Source organism: Paludisphaera sp., assembly GCF_037189885.1.
Classification (GTDB): Bacteria; Planctomycetota; Planctomycetia; order Isosphaerales; family Isosphaeraceae; genus Paludisphaera.
In genome coordinates this window covers 73,898-99,194 of the sequence record NZ_JBBCIR010000037.1, presented here as the reverse complement: position 1 = coordinate 99,194, position 25,297 = coordinate 73,898, and the positions used below count along the sequence as shown (strand labels likewise).

Annotated in this window: 22 protein-coding genes; 8 read left to right on the top strand and 14 right to left on the bottom strand. The window is 71.9% G+C overall.

Annotated elements, in window-relative coordinates:
- Positions 1-85: 85 nt before the first annotated feature.
- The 5 genes from WG209_RS12875 (at position 86) to ggt (ending at position 5,053) form a co-directional block, all read left to right on the top strand.
- Positions 86-883, top strand: a complete 798-nt coding sequence (locus WG209_RS12875; protein WP_337175455.1) for a DUF6655 family protein — start codon at positions 86-88, stop codon at positions 881-883.
- A 113-nt stretch (positions 884-996) separates the two neighbouring features.
- A complete protein-coding gene (locus WG209_RS12870; RefSeq protein WP_337175454.1) occupies positions 997-1,530 on the top strand; it encodes an adenine phosphoribosyltransferase in 534 nt (177 codons plus the stop codon).
- A gap of 209 nt (positions 1,531-1,739) precedes the next feature.
- On the top strand, positions 1,740-2,858 hold the full coding sequence (locus WG209_RS12865; protein WP_337175453.1) for an aminotransferase class I/II-fold pyridoxal phosphate-dependent enzyme: 1,119 nt from the start codon (positions 1,740-1,742) through the stop codon (positions 2,856-2,858).
- A gap of 131 nt (positions 2,859-2,989) precedes the next feature.
- On the top strand, positions 2,990-3,175 hold the full coding sequence (locus WG209_RS12860) for a type II toxin-antitoxin system HicB family antitoxin (protein WP_337175452.1): 186 nt from the start codon (positions 2,990-2,992) through the stop codon (positions 3,173-3,175).
- Between the two features lie 123 nt (positions 3,176-3,298).
- Entirely contained in the window at positions 3,299-5,053 is a 1,755-nt protein-coding gene (gene ggt, locus WG209_RS12855) for a gamma-glutamyltransferase (RefSeq protein WP_337175451.1), read from the top strand.
- 321 nt (positions 5,054-5,374) lie between these two features.
- On the opposite strand, the gene WG209_RS12850 is transcribed toward ggt, so the two are convergent.
- Together WG209_RS12850 and WG209_RS12845 are read right to left on the bottom strand one after the other, a co-directional pair.
- The gene (locus WG209_RS12850; RefSeq protein WP_337175450.1) at positions 5,375-6,415 is read right to left on the bottom strand and encodes a hypothetical protein; all 1,041 of its coding nucleotides are present in this window, start codon (positions 6,413-6,415) and stop codon (positions 5,375-5,377) included.
- Positions 6,412-8,769 (bottom strand): hypothetical protein, encoded by a 2,358-nt coding sequence (locus tag WG209_RS12845; RefSeq protein WP_337175449.1) that lies wholly within the window; start codon positions 8,767-8,769, stop codon positions 6,412-6,414. The genes WG209_RS12850 and WG209_RS12845 overlap by 4 nt, the downstream gene beginning before the upstream one ends.
- 321 nt (positions 8,770-9,090) lie before the next feature.
- Here WG209_RS12845 and WG209_RS12840 point away from each other — a divergent pair, with 321 nt between their 5' ends.
- Positions 9,091-9,420, top strand: coding sequence for a hypothetical protein (locus WG209_RS12840; protein WP_337175448.1), 330 nt, complete (start codon positions 9,091-9,093; stop codon positions 9,418-9,420).
- Between the two features lie 48 nt (positions 9,421-9,468).
- Here WG209_RS12840 and WG209_RS12835 read toward each other — a convergent pair whose 3' ends face one another.
- The gene (locus WG209_RS12835; protein WP_337175447.1) at positions 9,469-10,641 is read right to left on the bottom strand and encodes an iron-containing alcohol dehydrogenase; all 1,173 of its coding nucleotides are present in this window, start codon (positions 10,639-10,641) and stop codon (positions 9,469-9,471) included.
- Positions 10,638-10,940 carry an antibiotic biosynthesis monooxygenase gene (locus tag WG209_RS12830; RefSeq protein ID WP_337175446.1) on the bottom strand — a complete coding sequence of 101 codons (303 nt, stop codon included), beginning with the start codon at positions 10,938-10,940 and terminating at the stop codon, positions 10,638-10,640. The genes WG209_RS12835 and WG209_RS12830 overlap by 4 nt, the downstream gene beginning before the upstream one ends.
- Before the next feature lie 504 nt (positions 10,941-11,444).
- On the opposite strand from WG209_RS12830, the gene WG209_RS12825 reads away from it, so the two are divergent.
- Positions 11,445-12,248 (top strand): transposase, encoded by an 804-nt coding sequence (locus tag WG209_RS12825; protein WP_337175445.1) that lies wholly within the window; start codon positions 11,445-11,447, stop codon positions 12,246-12,248.
- Positions 12,249-12,773: 525 nt separating this feature from the next.
- On the opposite strand, the gene WG209_RS12820 is transcribed toward WG209_RS12825, so the two are convergent.
- From WG209_RS12820 to WG209_RS12810, 3 genes are read right to left on the bottom strand one after another with little or no spacing between them, the layout of a single operon-like run.
- Positions 12,774-13,637 carry an NAD(+)/NADH kinase gene (locus WG209_RS12820; RefSeq protein ID WP_337175444.1) on the bottom strand — a complete coding sequence of 288 codons (864 nt, stop codon included), beginning with the start codon at positions 13,635-13,637 and terminating at the stop codon, positions 12,774-12,776.
- Between the two features lie 5 nt (positions 13,638-13,642).
- The gene (dxs, locus tag WG209_RS12815; RefSeq protein ID WP_337175443.1) at positions 13,643-15,634 is read right to left on the bottom strand and encodes a 1-deoxy-D-xylulose-5-phosphate synthase; all 1,992 of its coding nucleotides are present in this window, start codon (positions 15,632-15,634) and stop codon (positions 13,643-13,645) included.
- Positions 15,634-16,545, bottom strand: a complete 912-nt coding sequence (locus WG209_RS12810; RefSeq protein ID WP_337175442.1) for a polyprenyl synthetase family protein — start codon at positions 16,543-16,545, stop codon at positions 15,634-15,636. Before WG209_RS12810 ends, dxs begins: the two co-directional genes overlap by 1 nt.
- A 307-nt stretch (positions 16,546-16,852) precedes the next feature.
- Here WG209_RS12810 and miaE point away from each other — a divergent pair, with 307 nt between their 5' ends.
- Positions 16,853-17,476, top strand: coding sequence for a tRNA isopentenyl-2-thiomethyl-A-37 hydroxylase MiaE (gene miaE / locus WG209_RS12805; RefSeq protein ID WP_337175441.1), 624 nt, complete (start codon positions 16,853-16,855; stop codon positions 17,474-17,476).
- 10 nt (positions 17,477-17,486) lie between these two features.
- On the opposite strand, the gene WG209_RS12800 is transcribed toward miaE, so the two are convergent.
- From WG209_RS12800 to WG209_RS12770, 7 genes are all read right to left on the bottom strand, one after another.
- Entirely contained in the window at positions 17,487-18,329 is an 843-nt protein-coding gene (locus tag WG209_RS12800) for a sugar phosphate isomerase/epimerase family protein (protein WP_337175440.1), read from the bottom strand.
- A complete protein-coding gene (locus WG209_RS12795) occupies positions 18,326-19,492 on the bottom strand; it encodes a dihydrodipicolinate synthase family protein (protein ID WP_337175439.1) in 1,167 nt (388 codons plus the stop codon). Before WG209_RS12795 ends, WG209_RS12800 begins: the two co-directional genes overlap by 4 nt.
- Positions 19,493-19,528: 36 nt before the next feature.
- Positions 19,529-20,680 (bottom strand): Gfo/Idh/MocA family oxidoreductase, encoded by a 1,152-nt coding sequence (locus tag WG209_RS12790; protein WP_337175438.1) that lies wholly within the window; start codon positions 20,678-20,680, stop codon positions 19,529-19,531.
- A 38-nt stretch (positions 20,681-20,718) separates the two neighbouring features.
- Complete coding sequence (gene aat / locus WG209_RS12785; protein WP_337175437.1) at positions 20,719-21,423, bottom strand: leucyl/phenylalanyl-tRNA--protein transferase; 705 nt, start codon at positions 21,421-21,423, stop codon at positions 20,719-20,721.
- A 68-nt stretch (positions 21,424-21,491) separates the two neighbouring features.
- The gene (locus WG209_RS12780; RefSeq protein ID WP_337175436.1) at positions 21,492-22,460 is read right to left on the bottom strand and encodes a carbohydrate kinase family protein; all 969 of its coding nucleotides are present in this window, start codon (positions 22,458-22,460) and stop codon (positions 21,492-21,494) included.
- Between the two features lie 238 nt (positions 22,461-22,698).
- The gene (gene gltX, locus WG209_RS12775) at positions 22,699-24,186 is read right to left on the bottom strand and encodes a glutamate--tRNA ligase (protein WP_337175435.1); all 1,488 of its coding nucleotides are present in this window, start codon (positions 24,184-24,186) and stop codon (positions 22,699-22,701) included.
- A 248-nt stretch (positions 24,187-24,434) separates the two neighbouring features.
- A complete protein-coding gene (locus WG209_RS12770) occupies positions 24,435-25,286 on the bottom strand; it encodes an EDSAP-1 family PEP-CTERM protein (protein ID WP_337175434.1) in 852 nt (283 codons plus the stop codon).
- Positions 25,287-25,297: the final 11 nt, after the last annotated feature.

Sequence of the window (25,297 nt, the reverse complement as noted above, 5' to 3'; positions counted from 1 at the left end):
ATCGAGCGCCCGCCCCGGAGCGATCCGGGGCGGGCGCCGCCGCATCCGGGCCCGCCCGGCTCGACCGAGTCCGTGGAACGACGCCATGACGACGACCGCCCCCCCACGCCACGCCCCCGCCCGGCCCCCCGTCGGTCCCCGCCCCGCGCGCCTGGCCCTCGCCATGGCGCTCGCGGCCGTGGTCGCCGGCTGCGGCACCGTGAAGACGACCAACACCGCCCGTACCGGCACCGAGCAGCTCCTGCTCACCGACGCCTGGGACCAGGCCCTCTCCCGGATCGACTTCCGCCCCCTCACCGGCGTCCCCTGCCACCTGGAGACGCAGCACATCACGGCCGTCGACCAGGGCTACGTGGTCTCCAGCCTGAAGCAGGCGATGCTCCAGCAGGGGGTGCTGCTGCGGGCCAAGCCCGAGCAGGCGCAGTGGATCGTCGAGGCCCGCGTCGGCGCCTACGGGACCGACCAGTACGACCTGCTCATCGGCGTCCCCCAGACGACCGTCCCCATGGTCATCCCCGGCATGCCCGCGGGGACGATCCCGGAGATGTCGCTGGCGAAGCGGACCGACCAGCACGGGGTGGTGAAGATGGCCCTGTTCGCCTACGACCGCGCCAGCGGCCAGCTCGTCTGGACCTCCGGCACGTCGCAGTCGAAGTCCAACGCCAAGGACGTCTACGTCATGGGGGGCGGCCCGATCCAGAGCGGGTCGATCCGCAAGAGCACCGAGTTCAGCGGCATGAAGATCCCCGTCCCCCACGACCTCACCGGCGGCCTCATCGGCCAGCCGGCCCCCGACTTCGAAGGCGCCGCCCCCGGCGAGGCCGTCCCGCTCCCCCTCCCCCCCTCCGCCACCACCGCCGACATCGACGCCTTCGCCCCCTGACCCGCGAGGTCGAGGCGTCGCGGGGCGCTGGACATCGGCGGGGGGGATGCCGCATAGTAGGGCTCTCGCCCGCCCCGACGGCCCGGCGCCCGACGACCTGGAGCACGCATACGATGGCGACGTCCGCCCCCGTGGACATTCGGAACTGGATCCGGGACATCCCGGACTTCCCCAAGCCCGGCGTCCTGTTCAAGGACATCACCCCCCTGCTGGGCGACCCCGCGGCGTTCACCGCCTGCATCGACCAGCTCGAGGCCGAGTACCGGGGCAAGGGGATCGAGGTCATCGCCGCCGCCGAGGCCCGGGGGTTCATCTTCGGCGCCCCGCTGGCCCTGCGGCTCGGCGCGGGGTTCGTCCCGATCCGCAAGCCCGGCAAGCTGCCGTACGCGACGATCGCCCAGGAGTACGCCCTGGAGTACGGCAACGACCGCCTGGAGGTCCACTCGGACGCCCTCGCCCCCGGCAAGAAGGTGCTGCTGGTGGACGACGTTCTGGCCACCGGCGGCACCATGGCCGCCTGCCGGGACCTGGTGAAGTCCACCGGCGCCGAGCTGGTCGCCTGCGCCTTCGTCATCGAGCTTTCCTTCCTAGGCGGCCGCGAGAAGCTCGGGACCTGCTCCGACGTCTTCAGCCTCGTCACCTACTGACCGACGACCGGGCAAGCGCAATCCCTTCTCCCCCCGTGGGAGAAGGTGCCCCGACGGGGCGGATGAGGGGGCGCGCGGCCGGGAGCCTGGGCATTCCCCCTCAACCGGCCTTCGGCCTCCTTCTCCCACGAGGGGAGAAGGGATGCGCGTCGTCGCCGATCCCGAATGTGTTCAACAGTACAGAATCTCGGGGGGGGGGGGGAATCGCCGTGAACGACCGCTGGATCGCCGACCGGATGTCGCGCATCGACGCATCCGGGATCCGCAAGGCCTTCGAGATGGCCGGGGCGATGAAGAATCCCGTCGACCTGTCGATCGGGATGCCCTACTTCGACGTCGACGACGCCATCAAGGACGCCGCCTGCGAGGCGATCCGCTCGGGCCGCAACCAGTACTCCGTGACGATGGGCCTCCCCGAGCTGCGCGAGACGATCCGCGGCTCCATCGCCCATTACGGCCACGCCGACCGCGAGGTGATCGTCACCTCCGGGACCGCCGGGGCGCTGATGCTGGCCATCGCCGCGACGGTGAACCCGGGCGAGGAGGTCATCGTCTTCGACCCGTACTTCGTCATGTACCAGCACCAGACGACCCTCGCCGGGGGGACGACGGTGGTGGTCGACACCTACCCCGACTTCCGCCTCGACATGGCCAGGGTCGCCGCCGCGATCACGCCGCGGACCAAGGCGATCGTCGTCAACAGCCCCAACAACCCCACCGGGGTCGTCGCCTCGGCGGAGGAGTTGAAGGGGCTGGCGACGCTCTGCAAGGAGCGCGGGATCCTGCTGATCAGCGACGAGGTGTACGGCTCGCTCGTCCACGACGCGGCCTTCCACTCGCCGGCCGAGTGGAACGAGGACGTGCTGGTCGTCGACGGCTACAGCAAGGCGTTCGGCATGACCGGCTGGCGGCTGGGCTTCGCGCACGGGCCGAGCTGGATCATCCAGGAGATGGCCAAGCTCCAGCAGTTCACCTTCGTCTGCGCCCCCACGCCGTTGCAGCAAGGCGTCGCCCGCGCGATCGCCGGGGGGACGCTCGACTTCGCCGACCAGGTGGCCGCCTACCGCCGCAAGCGCGACATGGTGATCGAGGCCCTGGACGGCCTGTACGAGCTGGCCCGCCCCGACGGCGCGTTCTACGCCTTCCCGAAGGCCCCCTGGGGCACCGCCTCCGAGTTCTGCGCCGAGGCCATCCGCCGCGAGCTCCTCGTCATCCCCGGCAACGTCTTCAGCCGCCGAGACACCCACTTCCGCATCTCCTACGCCGCCTCCGACGACACCCTCCGCCGCGGCCTGGACATCCTCCGCGGCCTGGCGAAGGGGAAGTGACGACGGGGCAGCCGCCCGCATAACGCCGGCTCGGGATCGATCGGGATGCGGTCGCAAAGACGTCGATGTTGGGACGGGGTCGATGCTAAGGAATTCATAGAATTCGGGCGAGTGTCGGAGGTCGGATCGCCATGCTATTGCCTATTGATGTCGAACGCGAGGACGACAGCCGCTGGCTGGCCGAAGTCGCCGATTTGCCGGGCGTCCTGGCCAACGGCACCACGGCGACCGAGGCCGTCGCGAACGTCCGGGCGCTGGCGTTACGGGTGCTGGCCGACCGCGTAAAGCACGGGGAAACCGTTCCCGAGGGATTCTAAGGGTACCCATCGCGGGCCCCTCCTGGCCCCTCGCGCCCTGTCGACCGCGACGCCGGGGGGTTAGGATGGGACCGTCGCGGACGAACCTCGCGGCGCATCCTCAACGGCGAGACGGGCGGACTGATGAGACGAGAGACGATCCGGGGTCGGGCCGCGCTGGCGGCGGTGGTGGTGTTGTCGCTGCTGGTCGCGCCGACAATGGCGCTGGGCCAGGGGGGCTGGTTCGAGAAACACGTCGTCTCGGCGCAGGAGGCGAACGCCGCGGACGTCGGCCGCGACGTAATGCGAGCCGGCGGCAACGCGATCGACGCGACGATCGCCACGGCGTTCGCGATGGCCGTGACGCTGCCGGAGGCCGGCAACATCGGCGGCGGCGGCTTCATCGTTGCGTACCTGCCGGACACGAAGGAGGTCGTCACGGTCGACTTCCGCGAGGCCGCGCCGGCCTCCGCCACGCCCCGCATGTACCTGGACGACACCGGCAAGCTCCTCCCCCGCCACCGCGCCGGCGCCTGGTCCGGCGGCGTCCCCGGGACCGTTCGCGGGCTCGGACTGGCGCACGCGAAGTGGGGGACGCTCCCCTGGCGCGACCTCGTCGCCCCGTCCGTGAAGCTCGCCCGCGAGGGGTTCGAGATCTCCGACGAGCTGGCCGCCGCGCTCAACGCCCAGCTCCGCCCCCGCGAGGGGGGTCCCGCGGCCGTGCCCGACTTCGGCAACCGCATGGCCGACTTCCCCGAGTCCGTCGCCGCGTTCGGCAAGCCCGGCGGCGCCCCGTGGAAGGGGGGCGAGCGGCTCATCCAGTCCGACCTCGCCGACACGCTCGAACGGATCGCCGCCGGCGGCCCCGACGAGTTCTATACCGGCAAGACCTCCGACATCATCGCCGCCTACATGCTCGAAAACGGCGGCCAGATCACCAAGAAGGACCTGGCCGACTACCGCGCCAAGGAACGGCCCGCCGTCCACTCGACGTTCCGCGGCCACGACATCTACGGCATCGGCCCGCCGTCGTCGGGGGGCATCGTCCTCTGCCAAATGCTCAACATCCTGGAGCGCTACGACCTCAAGGCCGACGGCCCCGCGTCCCCCCGCACGTTGCACCGCGTGACCGAGGCCATGCGTCGGGCCTACTTCACCCGGGCGACGAAGATCGGCGATCCCGATTACGTCGACGTGCCGGTCGCCGAGCTGGCCTCGCGCGCCGCGGCCGACGCGCTGGCGGAGGGCATCGACGACGCCCGCGCCACGCCGAGCGCGGACCTCGCGCCGTTCCCGATCATCGCCAGCGAGCCCGACCACACGACGCACTTCTCGGTGATGGACTCGAACGGCGGCGCGGTGGCGATGACGTACACGCTGGAGGACAGCTACGGCTCCAAGGCCGTGGTGAAGGGCGCCGGGTTCATCCTCAACAACGAGATGGGCGACTTCAACGTCCGCCCCGGCCGCACCGACGACGCCGGCTCGATCGGGACCTATCCGAACCAGGTGGCCCCGGGCAAGCGGATGCTCTCCTCGCAGTGCCCGATGCTGGCGCTGAAGGACGGCAAGGTGCGCCTCGTCGCCGGCTCCCCCGGCGGCCGGACGATCCCCAACACGACGCTCTGGGTGGTCCTCAACGTCCTGGAGTTCGGCCTCGACCCCCAGGCCGCCGTCGACGCGCCCCGGACCCATCACCAGTGGTTCCCGGACGTCCTCTCGCTGGAAGGCAAGTCCTGGCCCGAGGAGACCGTCAAGGCGCTCACCGACATGGGCCATCGCGTCCGGACAGTCTCCCGCCAGGGCAACGCCAACTCCATCGTCGTCGACCCCGACACCGGCCGCCTCTACGGCGCCCCGGACACCCGCCGCGCCACCGTGAAGGCGTCGGGGGACTGACCGACGACGCAACGAGGAAGGCGACGACAAGCCTCCCTTCTCCCCTCGTGGGAGAAGGTGGCCTAAGGCCGGATGTGGGGGGCGACCGGCGGCGCGATCCCGGATGACCCCCCGGCGCGGTGTGATGAGGGGGACGACAAGCGCGAGGGCCGTTGGAGTCCTCGAAAGCCCATTTGACCGGCCGGGGATCCCGACGGCCGTCTCGCCTGGCTTCCCCCTCATCCGGCCCTCCGGGCCACCTTCTCCCACGAGGGGAGAAGGGAGGGAACCAGACATCCGCGCACCTCGATATCAATCACACCAAGGACCGTTTCCCCCGGCTCACTGCGTCGCCGAGACCGATCCCATCGGGCTGCCGCGGATGGTCATGTCCTCGGGCAGCGGGCGGGCGGCGACGCTGTAGCCGCGGGCGGTCAGCTCGTCGCGGAGGACGCGGTACAGGGGGAAGCTGTCCGGGTAGACCCACATCGTCACGACGGCCCGGCCGGGGTTCAGGCGGTTGATGGCGCGGGCGTATTCGGAGATCGGGTTGCGGGTCGTTTCGTAAGTCTCGCCGCGGGCTTCCGACGTCGGGACGACCTCCCAGCCGCGGAGGTCGAACCGGATGCTGTGGCGCTCCAACAGCTCCTCGATCCCCGTCGGCGCCCGGCCCAGGACGTAGGCCAGCGAGTACGAGCCGACGGGCCCAACCTGCGACGACAGCACGCCCATCCGGTCGGCCATGCGGAGCTTCACCTGGGCGTCGGCCTTGGCCAGCTCCAGCAGGCGTTCCAGGTCGACGTAGCCGATGCGGCTCCGGCGCAGCTCGAAGTGGTACTCGTCCGCGTTGACGGGGCGGGCGACCGGGCTCTTGTTCAGCAGCGGCGTCGGCTTCGGGAGCGGCAGGGCCCGCAGGTCGGCCACCTCCTTCGCGAGCTTGTCGTTCTCGGCCTTGAGGAAGCCCCCCTTGGCGGACGCCTGCGCGATCCGCACGCTCGGGTTCTGGACCCGGAACGCCAGCCGCTTCCCCTTCGCCGCCTCCAGCGCCGCCTGGGTCGATGTCGCCGCCAGGGCGCGCCGGGCGTCCTCGACGCGGGCCTCGGCGCGGGCGCGGTCGCGGGCGGCGGCGTCGCGCTCGGCCTCGGCCCTCGCCACGGCCTCGCGGTCCAGCGTCGGGGCCGGCGGGGGCTCGGGTTCCGGCTCCGGTTCGGGAGCCGGCGCGGGCTCGACCTTCGCGACCGGCGGCGTCTCGGGCGGGGCCTCGACGGCCGCCGGAGGGGCGGGCTCGGGCGCGCGGGGGCGGTTCACCAGGAGGTTGAGGGCGACGACGGCGGCGAGCACCGCGGGGATCGCCAGGGCCTGGCGGGCGTTGTCGGTCATCACCAGATCCCCCCTTCGTCGAGCAGCCTGGGGTTCTGGGCCCCGGCCACCTGGAGCGACATGGGCCAGTCGAGCCCGGAGAACAGCAACTGCCGGCGGGCCTCCCAGAAGTTCGCCGCGCCGTCCTCTTGAACCACGAACTTCACGCGAGGCCGCGGCCGGAGCGCCGGGTCGAGCGTCGCCCGGCGGCGGGCCTCGGCCTCCAGGTTGCGGACCAGTAGCTCCTCGTCGCGGCGGTGCTTGAGCGCGTGCGTCGTGATCCGCCGGCTCCCCGGCTGGATCGTCACGCCGTCCCGGCCGCAGGCGACGACGATCTCGAACGGCACGCTGACGTTCTTCGGCCGCTCGCCGTCCGGGTCCGGGATCAGCGGCCCCATCCCCGCCTCGCCGCCATCCGACGCCGACCCGCCCGAGCCGCCCCCCCCCTTCGCCGGTTCGGCGGCCCCACCGAGCATCAGGCCGGGGCCGGGCTGCCCTCCCCCCGACGCCCCCATCCCCAGCGCGAGCCGCGCGAGCCCCCCCGCCACGCCGGGCGCGATGGCCGGCGGCTTCATCCCCGATCCCAACGCGCCCTCCGGCGGCTTCATGCCCGATCCCAACAACCCCGGCGGCGGCGTCATCTCCGACCCCGAAGCACCCGCCGGCGGCGACATGCCCGATCCCGAAGCACCGACCGACGGCTTCATGCCGGATCCCGACGCCTCCAGCGCGTCGCCGATGGCGTCGCCGAGCGACAGCTCGCGCGGGGGTTCCCCGGCGGCTTCGGACGACGGGCCGGTCGATGGCGTTTCCGCCGCCCCGGCGTTCGCCAGCCGCCCGCCGCGATAGCCGCGGACGACGCTCGGCGAGACCCCCGGCGGGGCCGAGTCGCCCCACATCAGGCCGCCGCCGGGCTCGGCGGCGTCGCGCGAGGCCGTCGCGTTGCGCCCGGCACCCGGCCGGTCGAGGCCGGTCCCCTCGCCGCGTCGGGCGAAGTCGGGCCGGCCGGCGTCGCGGGCCGGCGGCTTGATGCCGCCGCCCGGCCGCCCGCCGCGGTTCACGTCGGGCCTGGACGACGGCTCCCCGCCCGCCATCGCCCCGCGCGTCCCCGGCTCGTCCGCGCCCGGCTCGACCGATTCGGCGTCGTCGAGCCCTTCAAGCGCCCCGCCGCGCCCCGCGCCGGAGCGTCGCGACGGCCAGACGAACGCGTCGGGGCCGTCGCCGGCGCCGTCGCCACCGGGGCCGGCGCCCTCCCCCGCCCCTCGGCCGCGAGCCAGGTCGAAGGCCCCGGAGTCCAGGCGCGGCCGGGAGCCTGTCCCGGTCCCGCCGCCCCCGGCCCCCGGCCAGGCGAGCCCGCCGCCGGCCAGCGAGCCCGCCCCTCCCCCCGCGCCGCGGCCGTCCGGCCCGCCGCCGGCCAGGCCGGACGGGGGGGCGTCCAGCGTCGGCGTCCCGTCCCACGCGGCGAGGTTGTCGTAGTCCGGGACGTGGACCTCCATGTCGGCGTCGACCAGCTCGTAGCCGAAGGCGATCCCCAGCGGCTCCAGCCGGGCGCGGAGTTCGTAGTACGATCGGACGCCGTCGGGGCGGACGAGGAAGACGAAGTAGGGCGTGACCGGCGAGCCGTCGGGCGAACCCGAATTCTGGACCTTCAGCAGCTCGCGGGCGATCGCCACCACGACGGGGCTCGACCGCGGGTTCGCCAGGCCGGACAGCTCCAGCATCGTGAACGACGGGCCATTCGGGCGCATGGTCACCTGCCCGGCCGTGCATTCGATCACGATCGGCCGCCGCCAGGTGCCGTTCTCGCCCTGGTACGGCAGCACCGCGTAGCTCCCCTCCCCCGGCGCGGCGGCGACGGCCGCCTTCAGGGCGTCTCGCTCGCGCTCCAGCACGTCGCGACGGGCGGCGTGGGCGTCGACCTCGCGAGCCGTCTCGCGGGCCTTGTCGTCCAGCGCGGCGAGTTGCTGCTTCACCAGCATCTCCCGCCTTCGCCACGATTCGGCCCCGGCCGCGGCGACCTTGCTCCCCTGCTCCAGCCCGGCCGCCTCGCGGTCGAGGCGATCGGCCTCGGCCCGCTCGGCGGCGGTCGCCTCGGCGATCCCCGCCAGGACCTTCGGCGTCGGGTCCTCCGCCGGCTCGGGCGGGGGCGACGGCGCGGGCCGGGGCTGCTCGACGACTTGCACGGGCGCCGGCTCGGGCTCGGGCTCGGGCGTCGGGGCCGGCTCGGGGGGAGCCGGCGGGACGACGCTCGCCACCTTCGGGGGCTGCAAGGCCTTGCGGTGGACGGAGATAACCAGGTTGAGCGTCCCGGCGAGGCATGCCGCGACGAGGGCGACCGTCGCGACTTCCGCCCCGATCCAGCGCCTGTCGGTCGCCAACGTCCACCTCCCGATCCGTGCCTGATGTCGCGGCGGGCGGAGTCCCACCGAGGCCTCGCGGCGTAGGCGTTAGATCGGATCGACGGGGCGTGAGGCTTGAATCGGGGAAACGGTCAAGGCCGATCGCCCCGGATTCCGCGACGCCCGAGCGGCTATCCCGAATGGAGATCAGGCACTAAAATCCCCAAGGCAACGCGAATCCTGACAGTGCAAATGGTCTCGAATTGCGGTTTAGCAGGGCCAGGCGCCATGTGCGAGCATCGACTTCCGGCCGCCGTCCTGAGCCGTGCCTCGCTCCGGGGAGCCGAGTACGCTTGGCCCATGGCGGCGGTGGAGGAGGCGATCAAGGCCGCCGCCGCGTGCGGGCTGGCCAACCGCGGCGGCCAGGCCCAGTTCCGCGTCCCGGCCTGGACCTGCGAGTTGTACTGGCTCTCTGTCGACAGCGGCGACCGGCTCCCGGAGGAACCGTGGGAGAGCTATGTCGCCCGCAGCGCCAGCGAAGTGCTCGCGCAGTTCACCGCTCTAAGAGGACGGACGGACTTCACCAAGGAAGCGCTTCAATGGCCGGTATTGGCTCAGCTGCATGCCGAGGGCGTGGACCTGAATCAGTACCTCTGTTTCGTACTGTACTTCGACCCGAAGCCGTCCTGAGAGGGTGGAGTCCGTCACGAGGGCCAGGATGGAGCGCTAGCACTTACCTCACCCGATAACCTCTCGGACGGCCGACGAGCCGCGCAAGATCTGGCGCAGCACGTCGTCGGGGAGTTCGACGGGGTTCCCCTTCATGCTGCTGGCGCGCCTCGCCCCGGCGACCACGGCGTCGAGGGCGGCCGGCGAGTGGTCGATGGCGAGCGGCGGGATCTCCAGGTCGTCGCAGAGCCGCGCGACCCACTGGACGCCGTCCATCGCGGTCGCGGCCGGCTGGCCGGTGACGATCCGGGCGACGGCTCGGTAGCGGACCAGCGCCGGCTCGTCGGCCGATCGGGCCTCCAGCGCGGCGATGTTCGCGGTCATGACGAACGGGAGGAGCCGCGCGCAGATGGCGCCGTGGGGGAGGCCGTAGGTCCCCCCCAGCACCCCCGCGAAGCCGTGGACCGCGCCGAGCCTGGCGTTCGCCAGAGCCAGGCCCCCCAGGAGCGAGGCCGTCGCCATGTCCTCGCGGGCGGCGCGGTCGGAGCCGTCGCGGAAGGCCGCCCGCAGCGACCGCGCCGCGCGGGCGATCCCCTCGCGGCAGAGGCCGTCGACGATCGGGTTGGAGGCGTTGCTCACGAACGGCTCGATGAGCTGCGTCAGCGCGTCCATGCCGGTGTAGGCGGTGACGCGAGGGGGCATGGAGAGCGTCAATTCCGGGTCGATCACCGCGACCCTCGGCAGGAGCGCGGGGCTGCGCAGGCTGACCTTCACGCGCTTATCTGGGACGTCGAGCACGGCGTTGCGCGTCACCTCGGCGCCGGTCCCGGCCGTTGTCGGGACGGCGATGAACGGGAGGGGGTCGGCGACGAGCGGCTTCCCCTCGCCGACCACTTCCAGGTGTTCCAGCAAGCCGCCGGCCTGCGTGGCCATCCCCGCGGCCGCCTTGGCGGCGTCGATCACGCTGCCGCCGCCAACGCCGATCACCAGGTCGCAGCCCTCCGCCCGCGCCAGGCGGACGGCCGACTCCACGGTCGCCACCTTGGGCTCGCCGTCGACGCGGAACGGGACGCTCCGCATGCCGGCGGCGGCCAGGCGTTCCGCCAACTCGTCCCCCCGGCGCCCCTCGCGGCCGAGGACGACCAGCGCCTTCGATCCGAAAGGCCGGGCCAGGTCGGGGACCTGGCCGAAGGTCCCCCATCCGAAGACGACGCGGCCGGCGGTGGCGAACTCGAAGGTCATGGCGCGTCCTGGGGGTGGATCTTGGCGTACTTGGCCGAGGCCCTCGGCGCGGCCTGCATCGCGGCGGCCTTCTCCGCCCAGGCGGCGTAGTGCGGCGTCTGCTTGTGCGCGGCGAACCCCTCGGCGCCGCGGTAGACCTCGTACAGCGAGAACCGCGTCGGGTCGTCCTGCTGCTGGAGGACGTCGAATCGGAGGCAGTCCGGCTCCCGGAGGCTGCCGCGGGAATTCTCGACGCAGGCCGCGCGGAACGCCTCGACGTGCTCCGGCTTGACCTGGATGTTGGCGATGACGACGAACATGACGGGCCCTCGACCGGCGTTGATCCGCCCCCATCGTAGACGCCGCCCCGCCCTCGCTTCAAGCGCGGCCGGCGGACCCCGGCGAGCCTTCGCCAAAATTTTCCGGAAACCTGAAACCACCGCCCCCGCGCCGCGGAGCATACGGATGTTCGATGATCGCGCTCTTTGACATCCCGAATTCGGTACAAGCGACGGGAGGACGCTCCCGTGACGACATGGGACGCATCGTTGGAGGGACCCCGCCGGCCTAATCCCGTCCCCTCTCCCCCCGGGAGAGGGCAGCCGCGCCAGCGGCGGGTGAGGGTCGCCGGAGCGCGGAGTCGCCATCGGGGCGGGATGCCATGAACCGCCGCTAGCTCTACCGTCCGACGACCCTCACCCGGCCCTTCGGGCCACCCTCTCCCGGGGCAGGATTATTCGTGGGTCCTCGGGCCCCGGACGGTCACGGGATTTGCGGATCCATCCCTCCGGCGGGGCGCCCTCCGGCCCGCCGGAGGTGATCCCATGGAACGCCAGACCTGGCTCTACATCCGCGCCCTGGCCGTCGACGTCTGCTCCAAGATCGAGCACCCGGGCGTCCGCTATTCCGACCGCTGGATCCTCCTGGTCTACATGTGGGCCGTGGTCCACGACCGGCCCGTCTACTGGGCCTGCCGGCCGCGCAACTGGCCGGCCGACCCGAGGCCGGTCCGGCTCCCTTCCCAGCCGACGATGAGCCGGCGGCTGCGCTCGCCGGCCTTCCTCTGGGTCCTGGCCCTGATGCTCGAACGCCTCGGCGGCGGCTCGCCGGCGCCGGGCGGCCCCGGCCCGGCGCGACGGGCGTTCCGCCAGGGGCTCCTCAAGGTCGTCGACGGCCTGCCCTTGCGCGTCGGCGGCTTCGGCAAGGATCGCTCGGCGCGCACCGGCCGCGGCGCCGGCGGCTGGTACCGCGGCTACAAGCCGCACGCCCTCTGGGGCTCCGCCCCGGCCCCGCTCGCCTGGTCCGTCCGCCCGGCGAACGAGTCCGAGTCGACCGTGGCCCGCGGCCTGTTGGCCCGCCTGGACGGCTTCGGCTACGTCCTGGGGGACTCGATCTTCGACTGCAACGCGCTGTACGACGCCGCCATGGAGCGCGGCCACCAGCTGATCGCGCCGAAGAAGCGCCGGGGGGCGGGACTGGGCCACCATGACCAGAGCGAGGCGCGGCTGCGCGGCCTGGAGCTGCTCGAGACCCCCTACGGGCGGTCGCTGTACGCCGAGCGCGCGCTGATCGAGCGGCACTTCGGCGACCTGACGAGCCGCCAGGGGGTGTCGATGCTGCCGCACTGAGTGCGGACCCCGAAGCGGGTCGTCGTCTGGATCGGGCCCAAGCTGATCGTGAACGCCGTCATGGGCCTGCTCGGGATCCGGCGAGTTGCGTCGTGAACGAATAATCCTGCGCCGGGAGAGGGGACGCGCGTCCCACGCCCGATCGACTTGACATGGGGCGCGGCACCACTTCAAATTCGACGAACGAAGCCAACGCGATTCGGCTTCAAGTGCTTGAATTAACAGTCTTTGCGTCGATCGCCAATCTGACTCTCCGCGACGAACGAACCCAAACCTCGGCGCGGGGCGGTTCGGTGCAGGGCGCCTCGGGGCTGTGACTCGACCGCGCGGATCGCGAGCCGTCCCAGTCCCCGAAGGGGCAAAGCTCTTCGCACGCTCGATGGGCCGGGCGAAACGCGAAAAACCGCTTCGAAAACGACGAACGAAGCCAACCGCCCAGCACCGCAAGCCACTGACATGCAATGACTTGCGTCAAACCACCAGCCGTCGCCCCGGCGCGAACGAAGCCAACTTCGGCGTCGGGGTTCAGGTGCTCGGGCCGCGGTCCCCGGCGGGGTAGGCACCCCAGCCGAGCTTGGCGCGGAGGGTGTCGTAGAAGCTGTAGCCGGGGAGGCGGACGATGGGGAACGGGGGGTCGCCCCGGCGGATCGTCACGCGGTCCCCCTCCTGGAGCGGGATCTGGATCTGGCCGTCGACGACGAGGACCGTGGCGATCCCCTCGCCGTGCGGGGTCAGTTCATACGTCTTGTGGCCGCCGTCGACCAGCGGGCGCTGGGTCAGCGAGTGGGCGCAGATCGGCGTGACGACGAACATGTGGGCCGAAGGCGGCAGGATCGGCCCGCCGGCCGAGAGGCTGTGCGCCGTCGAGCCGACGGGGGTCGCCACGATCAGGCCGTCGCCGCGGTAGCTCATCACGCTCTCGCCGTCGATCGACAGGCCGATCTCCACCATCCGGAAATAGGGCGAGGCGCGGAGGACCGCGTCGTTCAGGGCGCGGAAGACGCGCGTCGGTCCGCGCGGGGTGGCGACGGTGACCGACATCGTCATCAGCTTCTCGATCGTGTAGCGCCGCACCGTCAGGTCGGGGAGGCGCTCGACGAACGTCTCGACGGTCAGGTCGGCCAGGAAGCCGAGGCGGCCGGCGTTGACGCCGATGATCGGCGTGGGATGGCCGTCCATGCGGCGGACGGTGTGCAGCACCGTCCCGTCGCCGCCGACGACCACCGCCACGTCGGCCGGGCACGCCGTGAGGTCCGAGTCCGGCGAGAGGTCGACGCCGACCAGGTCGACCCCCGGGACGGTCCGCACCACCTCGACCACCCGGTCGACGTAGGCGCGGGCCATCTGTCGGGAGCCGTTCCCGAGGACCACCAGCCGTGGGGGGCCCATGCCGATCACGGCTCGGAGGGGGCCGCGGCGGCGACCGTGGAGCCGTTGGCGCCGGCGTGGGCCCTGCCGTTCGCCGGGGCCGGGCCGAGGTCGGCGACGTCCAGCCCGACGGATCGGGCCAGTTCCAGCGCCGAGGCGACCAGGCCGTCGACGTCGAGGCCCACCTCCGCGAGCTGCTCGTCGCGCTCGGCGTGGAGCACGAAGCGGTCGGGCAGGCCGATCCGGCGGACGTGGTGGGTCGGCAGGCCGGCGTCGTTGGCCGCCTCCAGCACGGCGGAGCCGAAGCCTCCGTTGAGGCACCCCTCCTCCACCGTCAGGACGAACGCCGCCTCCTCGATGGCCTTGCCGATCGTCGCGCGGTCCAGCGGCTTGACGAACCGCGCGTTGACCACCCCCACGTTCAGCCCGTGGCGCTCGCGCAGCACCCCGGCGGCCCGGACGCAGGCGCCCAGCATCGCCCCGCAGGCGATGAACATGCCGTCCGTCTCCCACTCGATCACCTCGGCCTGGCCCAGCTCGATCGGCTGGGGGTCGCGCTCGACCGCCTCCAGGTTGGCGCGGGGGTATCGGATGGAGACCGGCGCGTCGTGGCCCAGGGCGAAATCCAGCATCGGCCCGACGTCTCGGCTGTCGCCCGGCGCCATGACGACCATGTTGGGGAAGATCCGCATGTAGGCCAGGTCGTAGCTGCCGTGGTGCGTGGGCCCGTCGGCCCCGACGAGACCGGCGCGGTCGAGGCAGAAGACCACCGGCAGGTTCTGGAGCGAGACCTCCTGGAAGATCTGGTCGTAGGCGCGCTGGAGGAACGTGCTGTAGATGTCGACCACCGGCCGCGCGCCGGCCTTGGCCATCCCCCCGGCCAGCGCCACGGCGTGGCTCTCGCAGATGCCGACGTCGAAGAACTGCCTCGGGAAGCCCTCGCGGACCTTCTGGAGCTTGTTCCCCTCGCACATCGCCGCCGTCAGCACCGCCACCTTGGGGTCGCGGGCGCAGGCGTCGTACAGCGCGGCGGAGAAGGCGTCGGTGTAGGTCTCCCGCGAGGAGACCTTCAGCGGGACGATCCCCTCCTCGGCCCTGCGGAAGGGGGCCGGCGCGTGGAACCGCACCGGGTCCTTCACGGCCGGCTCGAAGCCGTGCCCCTTGTTGGTCAGGACGTGCAGCAGGACCGGCCCGCGCATCTCCTTGACCCGCTCCAGGTACGACCGCAGCCCCATCAGGTCGTGGCCGTCGATCGGGCCGAGGTAGGTGAAGCCCAGCTCCTCGAACAGCATGCCGTGCTGGAACGTCGCCTTGATGGCGTCCTTGAACTGCTGGAGCCAGCGCTCGGCCGTCTCGCCCACCAGCGGGATCGTCGGCAGGAGCGACTTGAGCCGCTTGTTCCAGTCGTGATACGTCGTGGACATCCGCGCCCGGTCCAGCGCGTTGGCGAAGCCGCCGACGGGGGGGCAGATCGACATCTTGTTGTCGTTGAGGATGACCAGCAGCTTGCTCTCCGAGCCGCCGGCGTGGTTCAGGGCCTCGAAGACGATGCCGGAGGGGAACGCGCCGTCGCCGATCACCGCGACGGAGTGGGCGTCGGCCCGGCCGGACAGCTCGTCGCCCAGCTTCAGGCCCAGGGCCGTGGAGGGGGCGCAGCCGGCGTGGCCGGTCATGAACAGGTCGTAGGGGCTCTCCTCCGGGTTGGGGTAGCCCATCAGGCCCCCCTTGGTCCGGATCGTGTGCAGCTCGGCGGCGCGGCCGGTGATCAGCTTGTGCGGGTAGATCTGGTGGCCGGTGTCCCAGATCAGGCGGTCGCGGGCGAAGTCGAACGTCAGGTGCAGCGCCAGCGCCAGCTCGACGACGCCCAGGTTGCTGGCGAAGTGCGCCGCGCGCCGCCCGACCACGTCGATCAGCGCGGAGCGCATCTCGCCGGCGAGCCGCCCCAACTCCTCGTCGGAAAGCTCCTTGAGGTCCGCCGGCGAGGCGATCCGGGACAGGATGGTATCCGGGCTGAGCATCAATACTCCCTCTCCAAAAGAGCCAGGGCCAGCTCGCGGAGCCGATCGCCGCGACCGCCCAGCGGGGCCAGGGCGGCGACCGCCTCGTCCGCCGACCGCCGGGCCCTGGCCCGGCTCCCCTCCACGCCCAGGAACCGCGGGTACGTCCACTTGCCGTGGCCCGAGTCCTTGCCGACCCGCTTGCCCAGCTTCGCCTCCTCGCCGACCACGTCCAGCAGGTCGTCGACGATCTGGAACGCCAGGCCCACCGCGCGGCCGTAGGCCGCCAGCGCCCGGCGTTCCTCGGCCGGCGCGCCGGCCACCACCGCCCCCATCTCCAGCGGTGCCCGCAGGAGCGCGCCGGTCTTCCGGCGGTGGATCGCCTCGAGCTCGGCCGCGGAGCCGTCCGCCCCCTCGGCCGAGCGTTCCTCGGCCTGGAGGTCGGCCATCTGGCCCCCGACCATCCCCGAGGGGCCGGCCGCCTCGGCCAGCAGCCGGACGCATTCCACGGCCGACTCCGCCGGCTTCACCCCGCCGGCCACCAGCCCGAACGCCAGCGTCAGCAGGCCGTCCCCGGCCAGGATCGCCGTCGCCTCGTCGAAGGCCTTGTGGCAGGTGGGGCGGCCGCGACGCAGGTCGTCGTCGTCCATCGCGGGCAGGTCGTCGTGGATCAGCGAGTAGGCGTGGACCAGCTCCAGCGCGACCGCCGGGGCCATCGCGTCGGACCAGCCCGCGCCGCAGGCCTCGGCCGCCATCAGGCAGAGGACCGGCCGCAGCCGCTTCCCCCCCCCCAGCACGCTGTACCGCATCGCCGACGCCAACCGCTCGGGACACCCCGCGGCCGGCTCGGCGTCCGGCAGGGCCGCCGCCAGCGCGTCTTCCACCCGACGCCGATGCGCGTCGAGATGCTCATCGAGCGAGTGTGCGGACAAGGTTCGTGAACCGCTCGTCATGAAGGTGTGGTGATCTCGCGCGGGCCCCGGCGCGGGCCTTCCTCCATGAAGCCGACCCGCCTCGCGAGCCGGCCCCGGAGGGGCCCATCCTCCCAACTCCCCGCGCCCGGTGCTATTGTGGACATTCACCCCCGCCGTGTCTACATGGCTGCCGAGAAAACTTTGCACCGCAAAGCCGTTTTCCCGGCCCCGGACGCCCAACCGTGTATATCTGGGGGGGATGCGGGAACGTCGCGGGCCTTTCGCCCCGCGCCCATCCATGCGAATTCCTGGGAGGACCGGCACGATGAGCCTGGTCGAGTCGGTCGAGGATCTGCCGCTGCTCTCGCGAACGCCCGACGCCTGGGCGGTCCGGGCGCTCCGCGAGCCGCTGGCGCTCCTCAACGACCACGCCTATCTGGAGAAGAAGGCCGCGGCCAACGCGCTGGAGCTGCTGAACCGCTGGCCCGAGCCCGCCCCGCCCGACGTCTGGACGACCACGCTCGCCTCGGTGGCCCACGACGAGGCGGCGCACCTCAGCTCCGTGCTCCGGCTGATGGGGCGTCGCGGCGGCCGGCTGGAGCGGACGCACCGCAACCCCTACGCCAACGCCCTGCGCCAGCACGTCCGCAAGGGGCGAGGCAATGAGGAGCTGGTCGATCGGCTGCTGATCTCGGCCCTGATCGAGGCCCGCTCGTGCGAGCGCTTCCTCGCCCTGGCCCGCGCCACGACGACGACCGACCGCGAACTGGCGCGGTTCTACAACCGCCTGGGCTCGTCGGAGCTGGGCCACTATCGCGTCTTCCTGATGCTCGCCGGCCACGTCCTGCCGCCGGACGTCGTGGACGCGCGCTGGGCCGAGCTGCTGGAGGCGGAGGCCGCCATCCTGGCCGCGCAGTCGCCGGGGCCGAGGATGCACAGCGGCATCTAAATATCCAAGCTCAACAACACGTCCGATGCCGCTCGACGCAGGTCGCGAGGACCTCGTCGGGCGGTCGCTTCCACCAGTCCTCGGCCGAGAAGATCTCGACCTCGTGGAAGCCGCGATAGCCCTGGGCCTCGACGGCGGCGCGGAGGCCGGCGATGTCGATGACGCCGTCGCCCATCATGCCGCGATCGAGGAGGATGTCGCGGGTCGGGACGAGCCAGTCGCAGACGTGGAAGGCGAGGAGACGCCTCGCGCCGGCGCGGGCGATCTGGCGATGGATCTCCGGGTCCCACCAGACGTGGTAGACGTCGAGCGCGACGCCGAGCCCGTCGTCGCCCATCTCGTCACACAGGTCGTTGGCGTGGGCCGTGGTGTTGACGCACGCCCGGTCGGCGGCGTACATCGGGTGCAGCGGCTCGATCGCCAGGGGCATGCCGGCGGGGCGGGAGTAATCGAGCAGCTCGCCGATGCCGTCGCGGGCCTGGGACCGTGCCCCGGCGATGTCCTTCGACCCTTTCGGCAGGCCGCCGACGACCAGGACCAGGCATTGCGAGCCGAGCGTCAACGCCTCGTCGACGGCGCGGCGGTTGTCGTCGCGGGCGGCGAGGCGCTCGGCTTCTGTCGCGCCGGGGAACATGCCGCCGCGGCAGTAGCCGGTGACGGTGAAGCCGTGCTCGCGGACCTTCGCCGCCGCCTCGCCCAGCCCCATCGCGTGTACCTGGTCGCGCCACGGGGAGACGCCCCGGATGCCGTGGCGGGCGCAGCCGTCGAGGATCTCGCGCAGGCCCCACTGGCCGCGGAGCGTCGCCGTGTTGATCGAAAGGAGCGACGGATCGGGACGACCTCGTTCGATCATGCGTCGATCCCCTGAACCGTCAGGAGCGCCCGCATCCGGGCGACGGCGCGGTCGGGGTCGTCCAGCAGTCCCGCCGCGTCGGCCAGGCGGAACAGCTCGCAGTAATGCCGGGCGCTCCGGGCGCTTTGCTGGCCGCCGACCATGACGAAGTGGTCCTGCCAGCCGTTGAGCCACGCCAGGAAGACCACTCCCGACTTGTAGAACCGCGTCGGCGCCGCGAAGACGTGGCGCGAGAGCGGGACCGTCGGCGCCAGGATCCGGCGGTACTCGGCCTCGTCCCCCGCCCCCAATGCCTGGAGCGCCGCCGAGGCCGCCGGGGCGATCGCGTCGAAGATCCCCAGCAGGGCGTGGGAATATCCGAGGTCGTCCCCCTCGATCAGCTCGGGGTAGTGGAAATCGTCGCCCGTGTACATCTTCACGCCTTCCGGCAAGCGGCGACGCATCGCGATCTCCTTCTCCTTGTCGAGGAGGGAAATCTTGATGCCGTCGACCTTGGCGGCGTGGGCGGCGATCACGCGGAGGCAGACGTCCATCGCCGCGTCCAGGTCGTCATGGCCCCAGTAGCCCGCGAGGGCGGGGTCGAACATGGGGCCGAGCCAGTGGAGGATGACCGGCTCGCGGACGCTCCCCAGGATCGCGCCGTAGACGTGCTCGTAATCCTCGGGCGAGCGAGCCGAGGCGGCCAACGCGCGGCTGGCCATGAGGATGATCCGCCCGCCGACGGCCTCCACGGCCTCGGCTTGTTCCTCGTAGGCGGCGATGACGTCGGCCGTCGTCAGCCCCGGCCGGGGGGGAAGTTGGTCGGTCCCCACGCCCGAGGCCACCAGCGCGCCGGGCTTGCCTCGGGCCATCGCGACGGTCTTCTCGATCAGCCCCAGGGCCGTCGGCCAGTCGAGCCCCATGCCGCGCTGGGCCGTGTCCATGGCCTCGGCCACGCCCAGGCCGAGGGACAGCAGGTGCTCGCGGTACCGCAGCGTGGCGTCCCAGTCCACGGCGGCCTCGACCCAGGGATCCGCGGCGCTCCGGGCGTCGGCCACGACGTGCGCCGCCGAGAAGGCGACCCGGTTGAACGCCGGCTTCGCGGGGGCGTCCCAGGATCGCGAGCCGCGAAGGGTGTAGGGTTCAACGACGCCATGGTGGGCGAGGAGGTTGATTCGAGGCATGAACGGCTCCAGGGACGATCGGGCCGACGTCTCGCCTCAGACGTCCAACTCCGGCACGTCGACCCACCGCCGCTCGCGCCAGGATTGGAGGCCGAGTTCGACGAGTTGCACGCCCCTGGCGCCTTCGAGGAGATCCCAGGGGAATTCGCCGTCGCCGTGGACGTGCTTGAGGAACAGCTCCCACTGGGCCTTGAAGGCGTTCTCATAAGTCGTCGTGTCGGGGACGAAGGCCCAGTCGGCGTGGTAGTCTTGAGAATTGCGGACGTCGGGGTTCCAGACGGGCCGGGGGGTGTTGACGCGGGACTGCGTCCGGCAGTCGGTCAGCCCGGCGACGGCCGAGCCGAGCACGCCGTCGACCTGGAGCGTCAGCAGGTCGTCGCGGCGGACGCGGACCGTCCACGAGCTGTTCATCTGGACGATGACGCCGTTGTGGAGTTCGAACGTCGCGTAGGCGGCGTCGTCGGCCGTGGCCTCGTAAGGCCGCCCTCGCTCATCCCGCCGCTCGGGGATGTGGGTGGCGCCCAGGCAGGAGACCGACTTGATGGGGCCGAAGACGTTGTCGATCAGGTAGCGCCAGTGGCAGAGCATGTCCAGGATGATGCCGCCGCCGTCCTCGGCGCGGTAGTTCCAGGAGGGCCGCTGCGCGGGCTGGAGGTCGCCCTCGAAGACCCAGTAGCCGAACTCGCCGCGGACGGAGAGGACGCGGCCGAAGAAGCCGGCGTCGCGGAGCATGGCCAGCTTGCGGACGCCGGGCAGCCAGAGCTTGTCCTGCACCACGCCGTGCTTGACCCCCGCCGCGCGCGCCGCGCGGACCAGTTCCAGGGCCGAGGCCAGGTCGACGGAGACGGGCTTCTCGCAGTAGACGTGCTTCCCGGCGGCGATCGCCTTCAGGAGCACGCCGGGGCGGCCCTGCGTGGTGGCGGAGTCGAAGAAGACGGCGTCGTTGGGGTCCGCCAGCGCCGAGTCCAGGTCGGTCGTCCACCGCGACACGCCGACCCGCCGCGCCAGCGCCGCGACCTTCTCGGCGTCGCGGCCGACCAGAAGCGGGTCGGGCATCAGGCGGTCGCCGTCGGGGAGGGCCACGCCCCCCTGGTCGCGGATCGCGACGATGGAGCGGATCAGGTGCTGGTTCATCCCCATCCGGCCGGTGACGCCGTTCATCACGACGCCGACGCGATATTCCGCCATCTTCACGTCCCAGGGTGTTCGAGGATGTCCGCGACCGCTCAGCGCGCGGCCCGCGCCGGCGACCCCCTCCGGGCGCCGGGCCGCGCCGAGGCGTCCCGGCAGCCGCGGTCCAGCCGCGAGAGGTATTCGTCGCGGGGGATCTCGCGGGCGCCCAGGCGGATCATGTGCTCGCTGCGGATCTGGCAGTCGAGCATCTCGAAGCCCTCCGCGGCCAGCCGCTCGACCAGGGCGACGAGCGCGACCTTGGAGGCGTCGGTCTCGAAGTGGAACATGGATTCGCCGCAGAAGCAACGACCGGCCGCCACGCCGTACACCCCGCCGACGAGCCGGCCGTCGCGCCAGGCCTCGGCGCTGCGGGCCAGGCCCAGGCGGTGCAGGCGGCCGTAGGCCTCGCGCATCTCCGGGGTGATCCAGGTGCCGTCCTCGTGGTCGCGAGGGACCTCGGCGCAGGCGCGGACGACGTCGTCGAAGGCGGAGTCGAAGCGGATCTCGAACCGGCCGGAGCGGATCGTCCGGGCCAGCCGGCCGGAGACCTTCAACTCGTCAGGGAAGAGGACCAGCCTGGGGTCGGGCGACCACCAGAGGATGGGGCCGCCCGGCTCGAACCAGGGGAAGATCCCCGCGCGATAGGCCGCGATCAGGCGGTCGGGCGCGAGGTCCCCCCCGATCGCCAGCAGGCCTTCCGGCTCGGCCAGGTGGGGCGGGGGGAAGATCGGGTCGGGGCCGAGGCGGAAGACGGACATGGCGCCGGTTCTCTTGGCTTCCGACGCCTCGTCGCGCCGCGCGGCCCCGGCCGGACCCGGGGGCGGGGTCAGGCCTCGCCGCGCCCGAGGGCTTCCAGCTCCTCCGCCGGGCCGAAGTTCTCCCGGTAGCGCGCGATGAAATCGTCGAGCGAATACGAGTGTTCCTGGGGTCCAGGATGCTCGATGGCATAGACCGCCGTCAAGGAGGCCATCCGGCCGACGACCGGCCAGGGGAGCCCCAGGCTCATCCCCGCGACGAACCCGCCGCGGAAGGCGTCGCCGGCGCCGGTCGGGTCGACCACCTTCCCGGGCTTCGCCGGCGGGATCTCGTATTCGGTCCCGTCCGTCGTGATCAGGGCGCCCTTCGCCCCCAGCGTCATCACGCTGATGGGGACGCTCCGGCGCAGCTCGGCCTCGCTCACGCCCAGCTTCTCGGCCATCATGCCGAACTCGTAGTCGTTGCCGGCGAGGATCTTGGCCCCCTTGCGGCCTTCCTCCAGCTCGGCCTTGTCCATCCGCGGGAGCTGCATCGACGGGTCGTACAGGTAAGGGACGCCGGCGACCGTGCATTCGGCGGCGTAGCGGGCCATGGCGGCCGGGTCGTTGGGGGCGATCACGACCAGGTCGTCGGCCGTCGCTCCCAGGTCCTTCGGCGAGATCGTCGACGCCTTCGACATCGCGCCGGGGTAGAACGCGATGAGCTGGTTGTCGGACATGTCCGTGTTGACGAAGCAGCTCGCGGTGTGCTCGTCCTTGATCACCTTAACGCCCGAGTCGTCCACCCCGCGCCCGGTCAGGTGCTTGCGGTAGTCCTCGAAGTCCTCCCCCACGGTCCCGACCAGGGTCGGCTTCCCCCCCAGGAGGGCGAGGTTGTAGGCGATGTTCGCCCCGGTGCCGCCGCGCCGGCGGGTCAGCGAGTCGACCAGGAAGGACACGCTCAGGACGTGGACCTTCTCGGGCAGGATGTGGTCCTGGAACTTGCCCGGGAACACCATGATGTAGTCGAAGGCGATCGATCCGGTGACGAAGACGCGCATGAAAATGAGAATCCTTTGGGGAAATGGACAACTCGGACGCGGCCCGGCGAGTGGGTCGGCGGGCCCGCGACGAACATCCCTTCTCCCCTCGTGGGAGAAGGTGGCCGAAGGCCGGATGAGGGGGAAACCGCGGGCCGCCGGTCACGCCCCCCTCATCCGCCCCTCCGGGGCACCTTCTCCCACGAGGGGAGAAGGGGGGAATCCGCGTCGGCCTTCGACTCTCTCCGGGATCGGCCGCTCAACTCGCCGCTTCCAGCATCTCGATCGCCTTCGCGATCCGGGCGCGGCAGCGGTCGCGGCCGACGAGGAAGAGGCAGTCGTACAGGCCGGGGCCGACCCCCTGCCCCGTCGTCGCGACGCGCAGCGGGTTGACCACGTCGCCCATCTTGCGGCCGGACTTCTCGGCGTAGTCGTGGACGGCCTTCTCCAGCGTCGGCAGGTCGTAGGGCTCGGCCTCGGCCAGCAGCGCGTCCAGCTCGCGGAGCATCTCCGGCACGCCCGGCTTGCGGAGCCGCTTCTTCACGGCGTCCGGGTCGTACTTGATCTCGTCCTCGAAGAAGAACCGGCCCAGCTTCACGACGTCGGAGAACGTCTTCATCCGGTCGCCGAGGGCCAGGATCACCGCCTCCAGCAGGGCCCGGACCTCGTCCGAAATCGGCTCGGAGGCCAGGCCTTCCCGCGCGAGGAACGGGATCGCGCCGGCGACCTTGTCCTCCATCGGGGCTTCCTTCATCCAGTGGCCCTCGATCCAGAACAGCTTGTCCGGGTCGAGGCTGGCGGGGGAGCTGTTGACGCGGTCGAGCGAGAACTTCTCGATCAGCTCGGCGCGGGTGAACAGCTCCTGGGTGTCGTCGAAGCTCCAGCCCAGCCGCGCCAGGTAGTTGATCAGGGCGTGCGGCAGGTAGCCGCGCTCGATGTACTGGTGCAGGAAGATGAGGATCCCGCGCTTCTCGTACTCCTCGGTCTTCCGCTTGGACATCTTGGCGTGCGAGCCCGGCTCGGCGACGTAGGGGACGTGGGCGAAGGCCGGCGGCGTCGCCCCCAGCGCCTCCAGGACGAGGAGTTGTGGGAACGTGTTGGACAGGTGCTCCTCGGCGCGAACGACGTGGGTGATCTTCATGTCCACGTCGTCGACGATGCTGGCGAAGTTGTACAGCGGCTGCCCGCCGGGGCGGACCACGACGAAGTCGCCGATCTCGTCGGTGTTGAACGAGACCTCCCCCTTGACCAGGTCGTTCAGCACCAGCGTCCGGCCGGTCGGCACCTCGAACCGCAGGGCGTAGGGCCGGCCCTCGTCCTCGAACCGCTTGAGGTCGGCGTCGGAATACTCGACGCGGCGGAAGCGGTAGGCCTGCTTGGCCTTCTTCGCGGCATCGCGGCCGGCGTCGCGCTCGGCGTCGGTGGAGTAGTCGCGGTAGACCCTGCCGGCGGCGACCAGCTTGTCGACGGCCGCGCGGTAGAGATCCTGGCGCTGGGACTGGTAGTACGGCCCGTGCGGGCCGCCGACCTCCGGCCCCTCGTCCCAGAGCATGTCCAGCCACCGGAAGCCGTCGACGATCTTGGCGACGGCCTCCTCGACGTGGCGCTCCTGGTCGGTGTCGTCGATCCGCAGGATGAACTGCCCGCCGTGGCGCTTGGCGAGCAGCCAGTTGAAGAGGGCCGTGCGGACGCCCCCGATGTGGAGATATCCGGTGGGGCTGGGGGCGAAGCGGGTGCGTACGGTCATGGCTCTCATCTGGCCCGACGAAACGCCGACGCGACCGCCGCGGCCCTCCGTGAGCCCCGACGGTCGCTCGAACGACTTGGACGCGAACGAATTGGGTTAACGATAGGGACCGCCCTCGCCCCTGTCAACGGCGGCCGTCGAGGTCGCGCGCGAGCGAAGGCCGCCGCTGGCGTCCCCGCGGGGGCGGGGACGCCAGGCCGGCGGCCTTCGAGGGTCCAGGCCGGGTTCGGCCTAGCTGGCGGATGGGTTCAGGCCTCGACGCGGGCCCGGCGGGCCCGGCGGACGCCGAAGCCCACGGCCGCCATGACGCCGCAGCCCATCAGGATGACCGAGGACGGTTCGGGGACCGCCTGCCGCAGGGCGATCTCGGAGGAGCCGGACAGGGTCGCCGTGTAGTCGCCCGCGACCAGCGTCCCCACGTCGAAGGTGAATGTGCCGCTGGTACCGTCCGAGAGGGAGCCCGCCGCGGTCAGGCTGAGGCTCGTGTTGAGCTCGTCGGGGCTCTCGTCGAAGACGACCGCGCCGCTGGAGTCCGTGATGATGATGGTGAGGTTCGAGTTGAAGTCGGCCGCGGCGAGCCCGAGGTAGGAGCCGAGGAACTGCACGATGGCCGAATTCTCGAAATCGAACGACAGGTCCACCGCCCCGTCCGCGGCCAGCGAGAACTCCGCGGTCAGGGTGTACGAGGCGGACGCGGACGCCGAGGCGGTGTTGATGACCGAGCCCTCGGCGACGGTCGAGGCGCCGCCGGCGGCGCCGGCCCACAGCACGTCGCCCCGGGCGAACGTCGGGGAGCCCAGGGCCCCGGCCTGGGTGAAGACGTTCTCGCCGGGGTTGAGCGCCCCCGCCCCCACGAACGCCTGCGGCGCGTCGGTCGGGTCGGAATTCGCCGGCCCCGAGCCGTTGAGGGTCGCCGAGTCCTGGGTCGAGGTCGTCAGGCTGGAGACCGTGGTCCCGCCGACGACCAGGTCGGAGAGCGTCTGGCGGGAGTAGGCATAGACGTCGGCCCGAGTCTCGGGGACGCCGGCGGCCACCAGCCCCATCGCCAGGGCGACGGGCGTCACGAGACGGGTCGGGAGCGAGCGAAGGCTGCTGATCATGGTGGTGACTC

Bases quoted from the DNA above. Each gene is read 5' to 3' on its own strand.
- WG209_RS12875 (WP_337175455.1), top strand. From the start codon at position 86: ATGACGACGACCGCCCCCCCACGCCACGCCCCCGCCCGGCCCCCCGTC.
- WG209_RS12870 (WP_337175454.1), top strand. From the start codon at position 997: ATGGCGACGTCCGCCCCCGTGGACATTCGGAACTGGATCCGGGACATC.
- WG209_RS12860 (WP_337175452.1), top strand. From the start codon at position 2,990: ATGCTATTGCCTATTGATGTCGAACGCGAGGACGACAGCCGCTGGCTG.
- ggt (WP_337175451.1), top strand. From the start codon at position 3,299: ATGAGACGAGAGACGATCCGGGGTCGGGCCGCGCTGGCGGCGGTGGTG.
- WG209_RS12840 (WP_337175448.1), top strand. From the start codon at position 9,091: ATGGCGGCGGTGGAGGAGGCGATCAAGGCCGCCGCCGCGTGCGGGCTG.
- WG209_RS12835 (WP_337175447.1), bottom strand. From the start codon at position 10,641: ATGACCTTCGAGTTCGCCACCGCCGGCCGCGTCGTCTTCGGATGGGGG.
- WG209_RS12830 (WP_337175446.1), bottom strand. From the start codon at position 10,940: ATGTTCGTCGTCATCGCCAACATCCAGGTCAAGCCGGAGCACGTCGAG.
- WG209_RS12825 (WP_337175445.1), top strand. From the start codon at position 11,445: ATGGAACGCCAGACCTGGCTCTACATCCGCGCCCTGGCCGTCGACGTC.
- WG209_RS12820 (WP_337175444.1), bottom strand. From the start codon at position 13,637: ATGGGCCCCCCACGGCTGGTGGTCCTCGGGAACGGCTCCCGACAGATG.
- dxs (WP_337175443.1), bottom strand. From the start codon at position 15,634: ATGCTCAGCCCGGATACCATCCTGTCCCGGATCGCCTCGCCGGCGGAC.
- miaE (WP_337175441.1), top strand. From the start codon at position 16,853: ATGAGCCTGGTCGAGTCGGTCGAGGATCTGCCGCTGCTCTCGCGAACG.
- WG209_RS12800 (WP_337175440.1), bottom strand. From the start codon at position 18,329: ATGATCGAACGAGGTCGTCCCGATCCGTCGCTCCTTTCGATCAACACG.
- WG209_RS12795 (WP_337175439.1), bottom strand. From the start codon at position 19,492: ATGCCTCGAATCAACCTCCTCGCCCACCATGGCGTCGTTGAACCCTAC.
- WG209_RS12790 (WP_337175438.1), bottom strand. From the start codon at position 20,680: ATGGCGGAATATCGCGTCGGCGTCGTGATGAACGGCGTCACCGGCCGG.
- aat (WP_337175437.1), bottom strand. From the start codon at position 21,423: ATGTCCGTCTTCCGCCTCGGCCCCGACCCGATCTTCCCCCCGCCCCAC.
- WG209_RS12780 (WP_337175436.1), bottom strand. From the start codon at position 22,460: ATGCGCGTCTTCGTCACCGGATCGATCGCCTTCGACTACATCATGGTG.
- gltX (WP_337175435.1), bottom strand. From the start codon at position 24,186: ATGACCGTACGCACCCGCTTCGCCCCCAGCCCCACCGGATATCTCCAC.
- WG209_RS12770 (WP_337175434.1), bottom strand. From the start codon at position 25,286: ATGATCAGCAGCCTTCGCTCGCTCCCGACCCGTCTCGTGACGCCCGTC.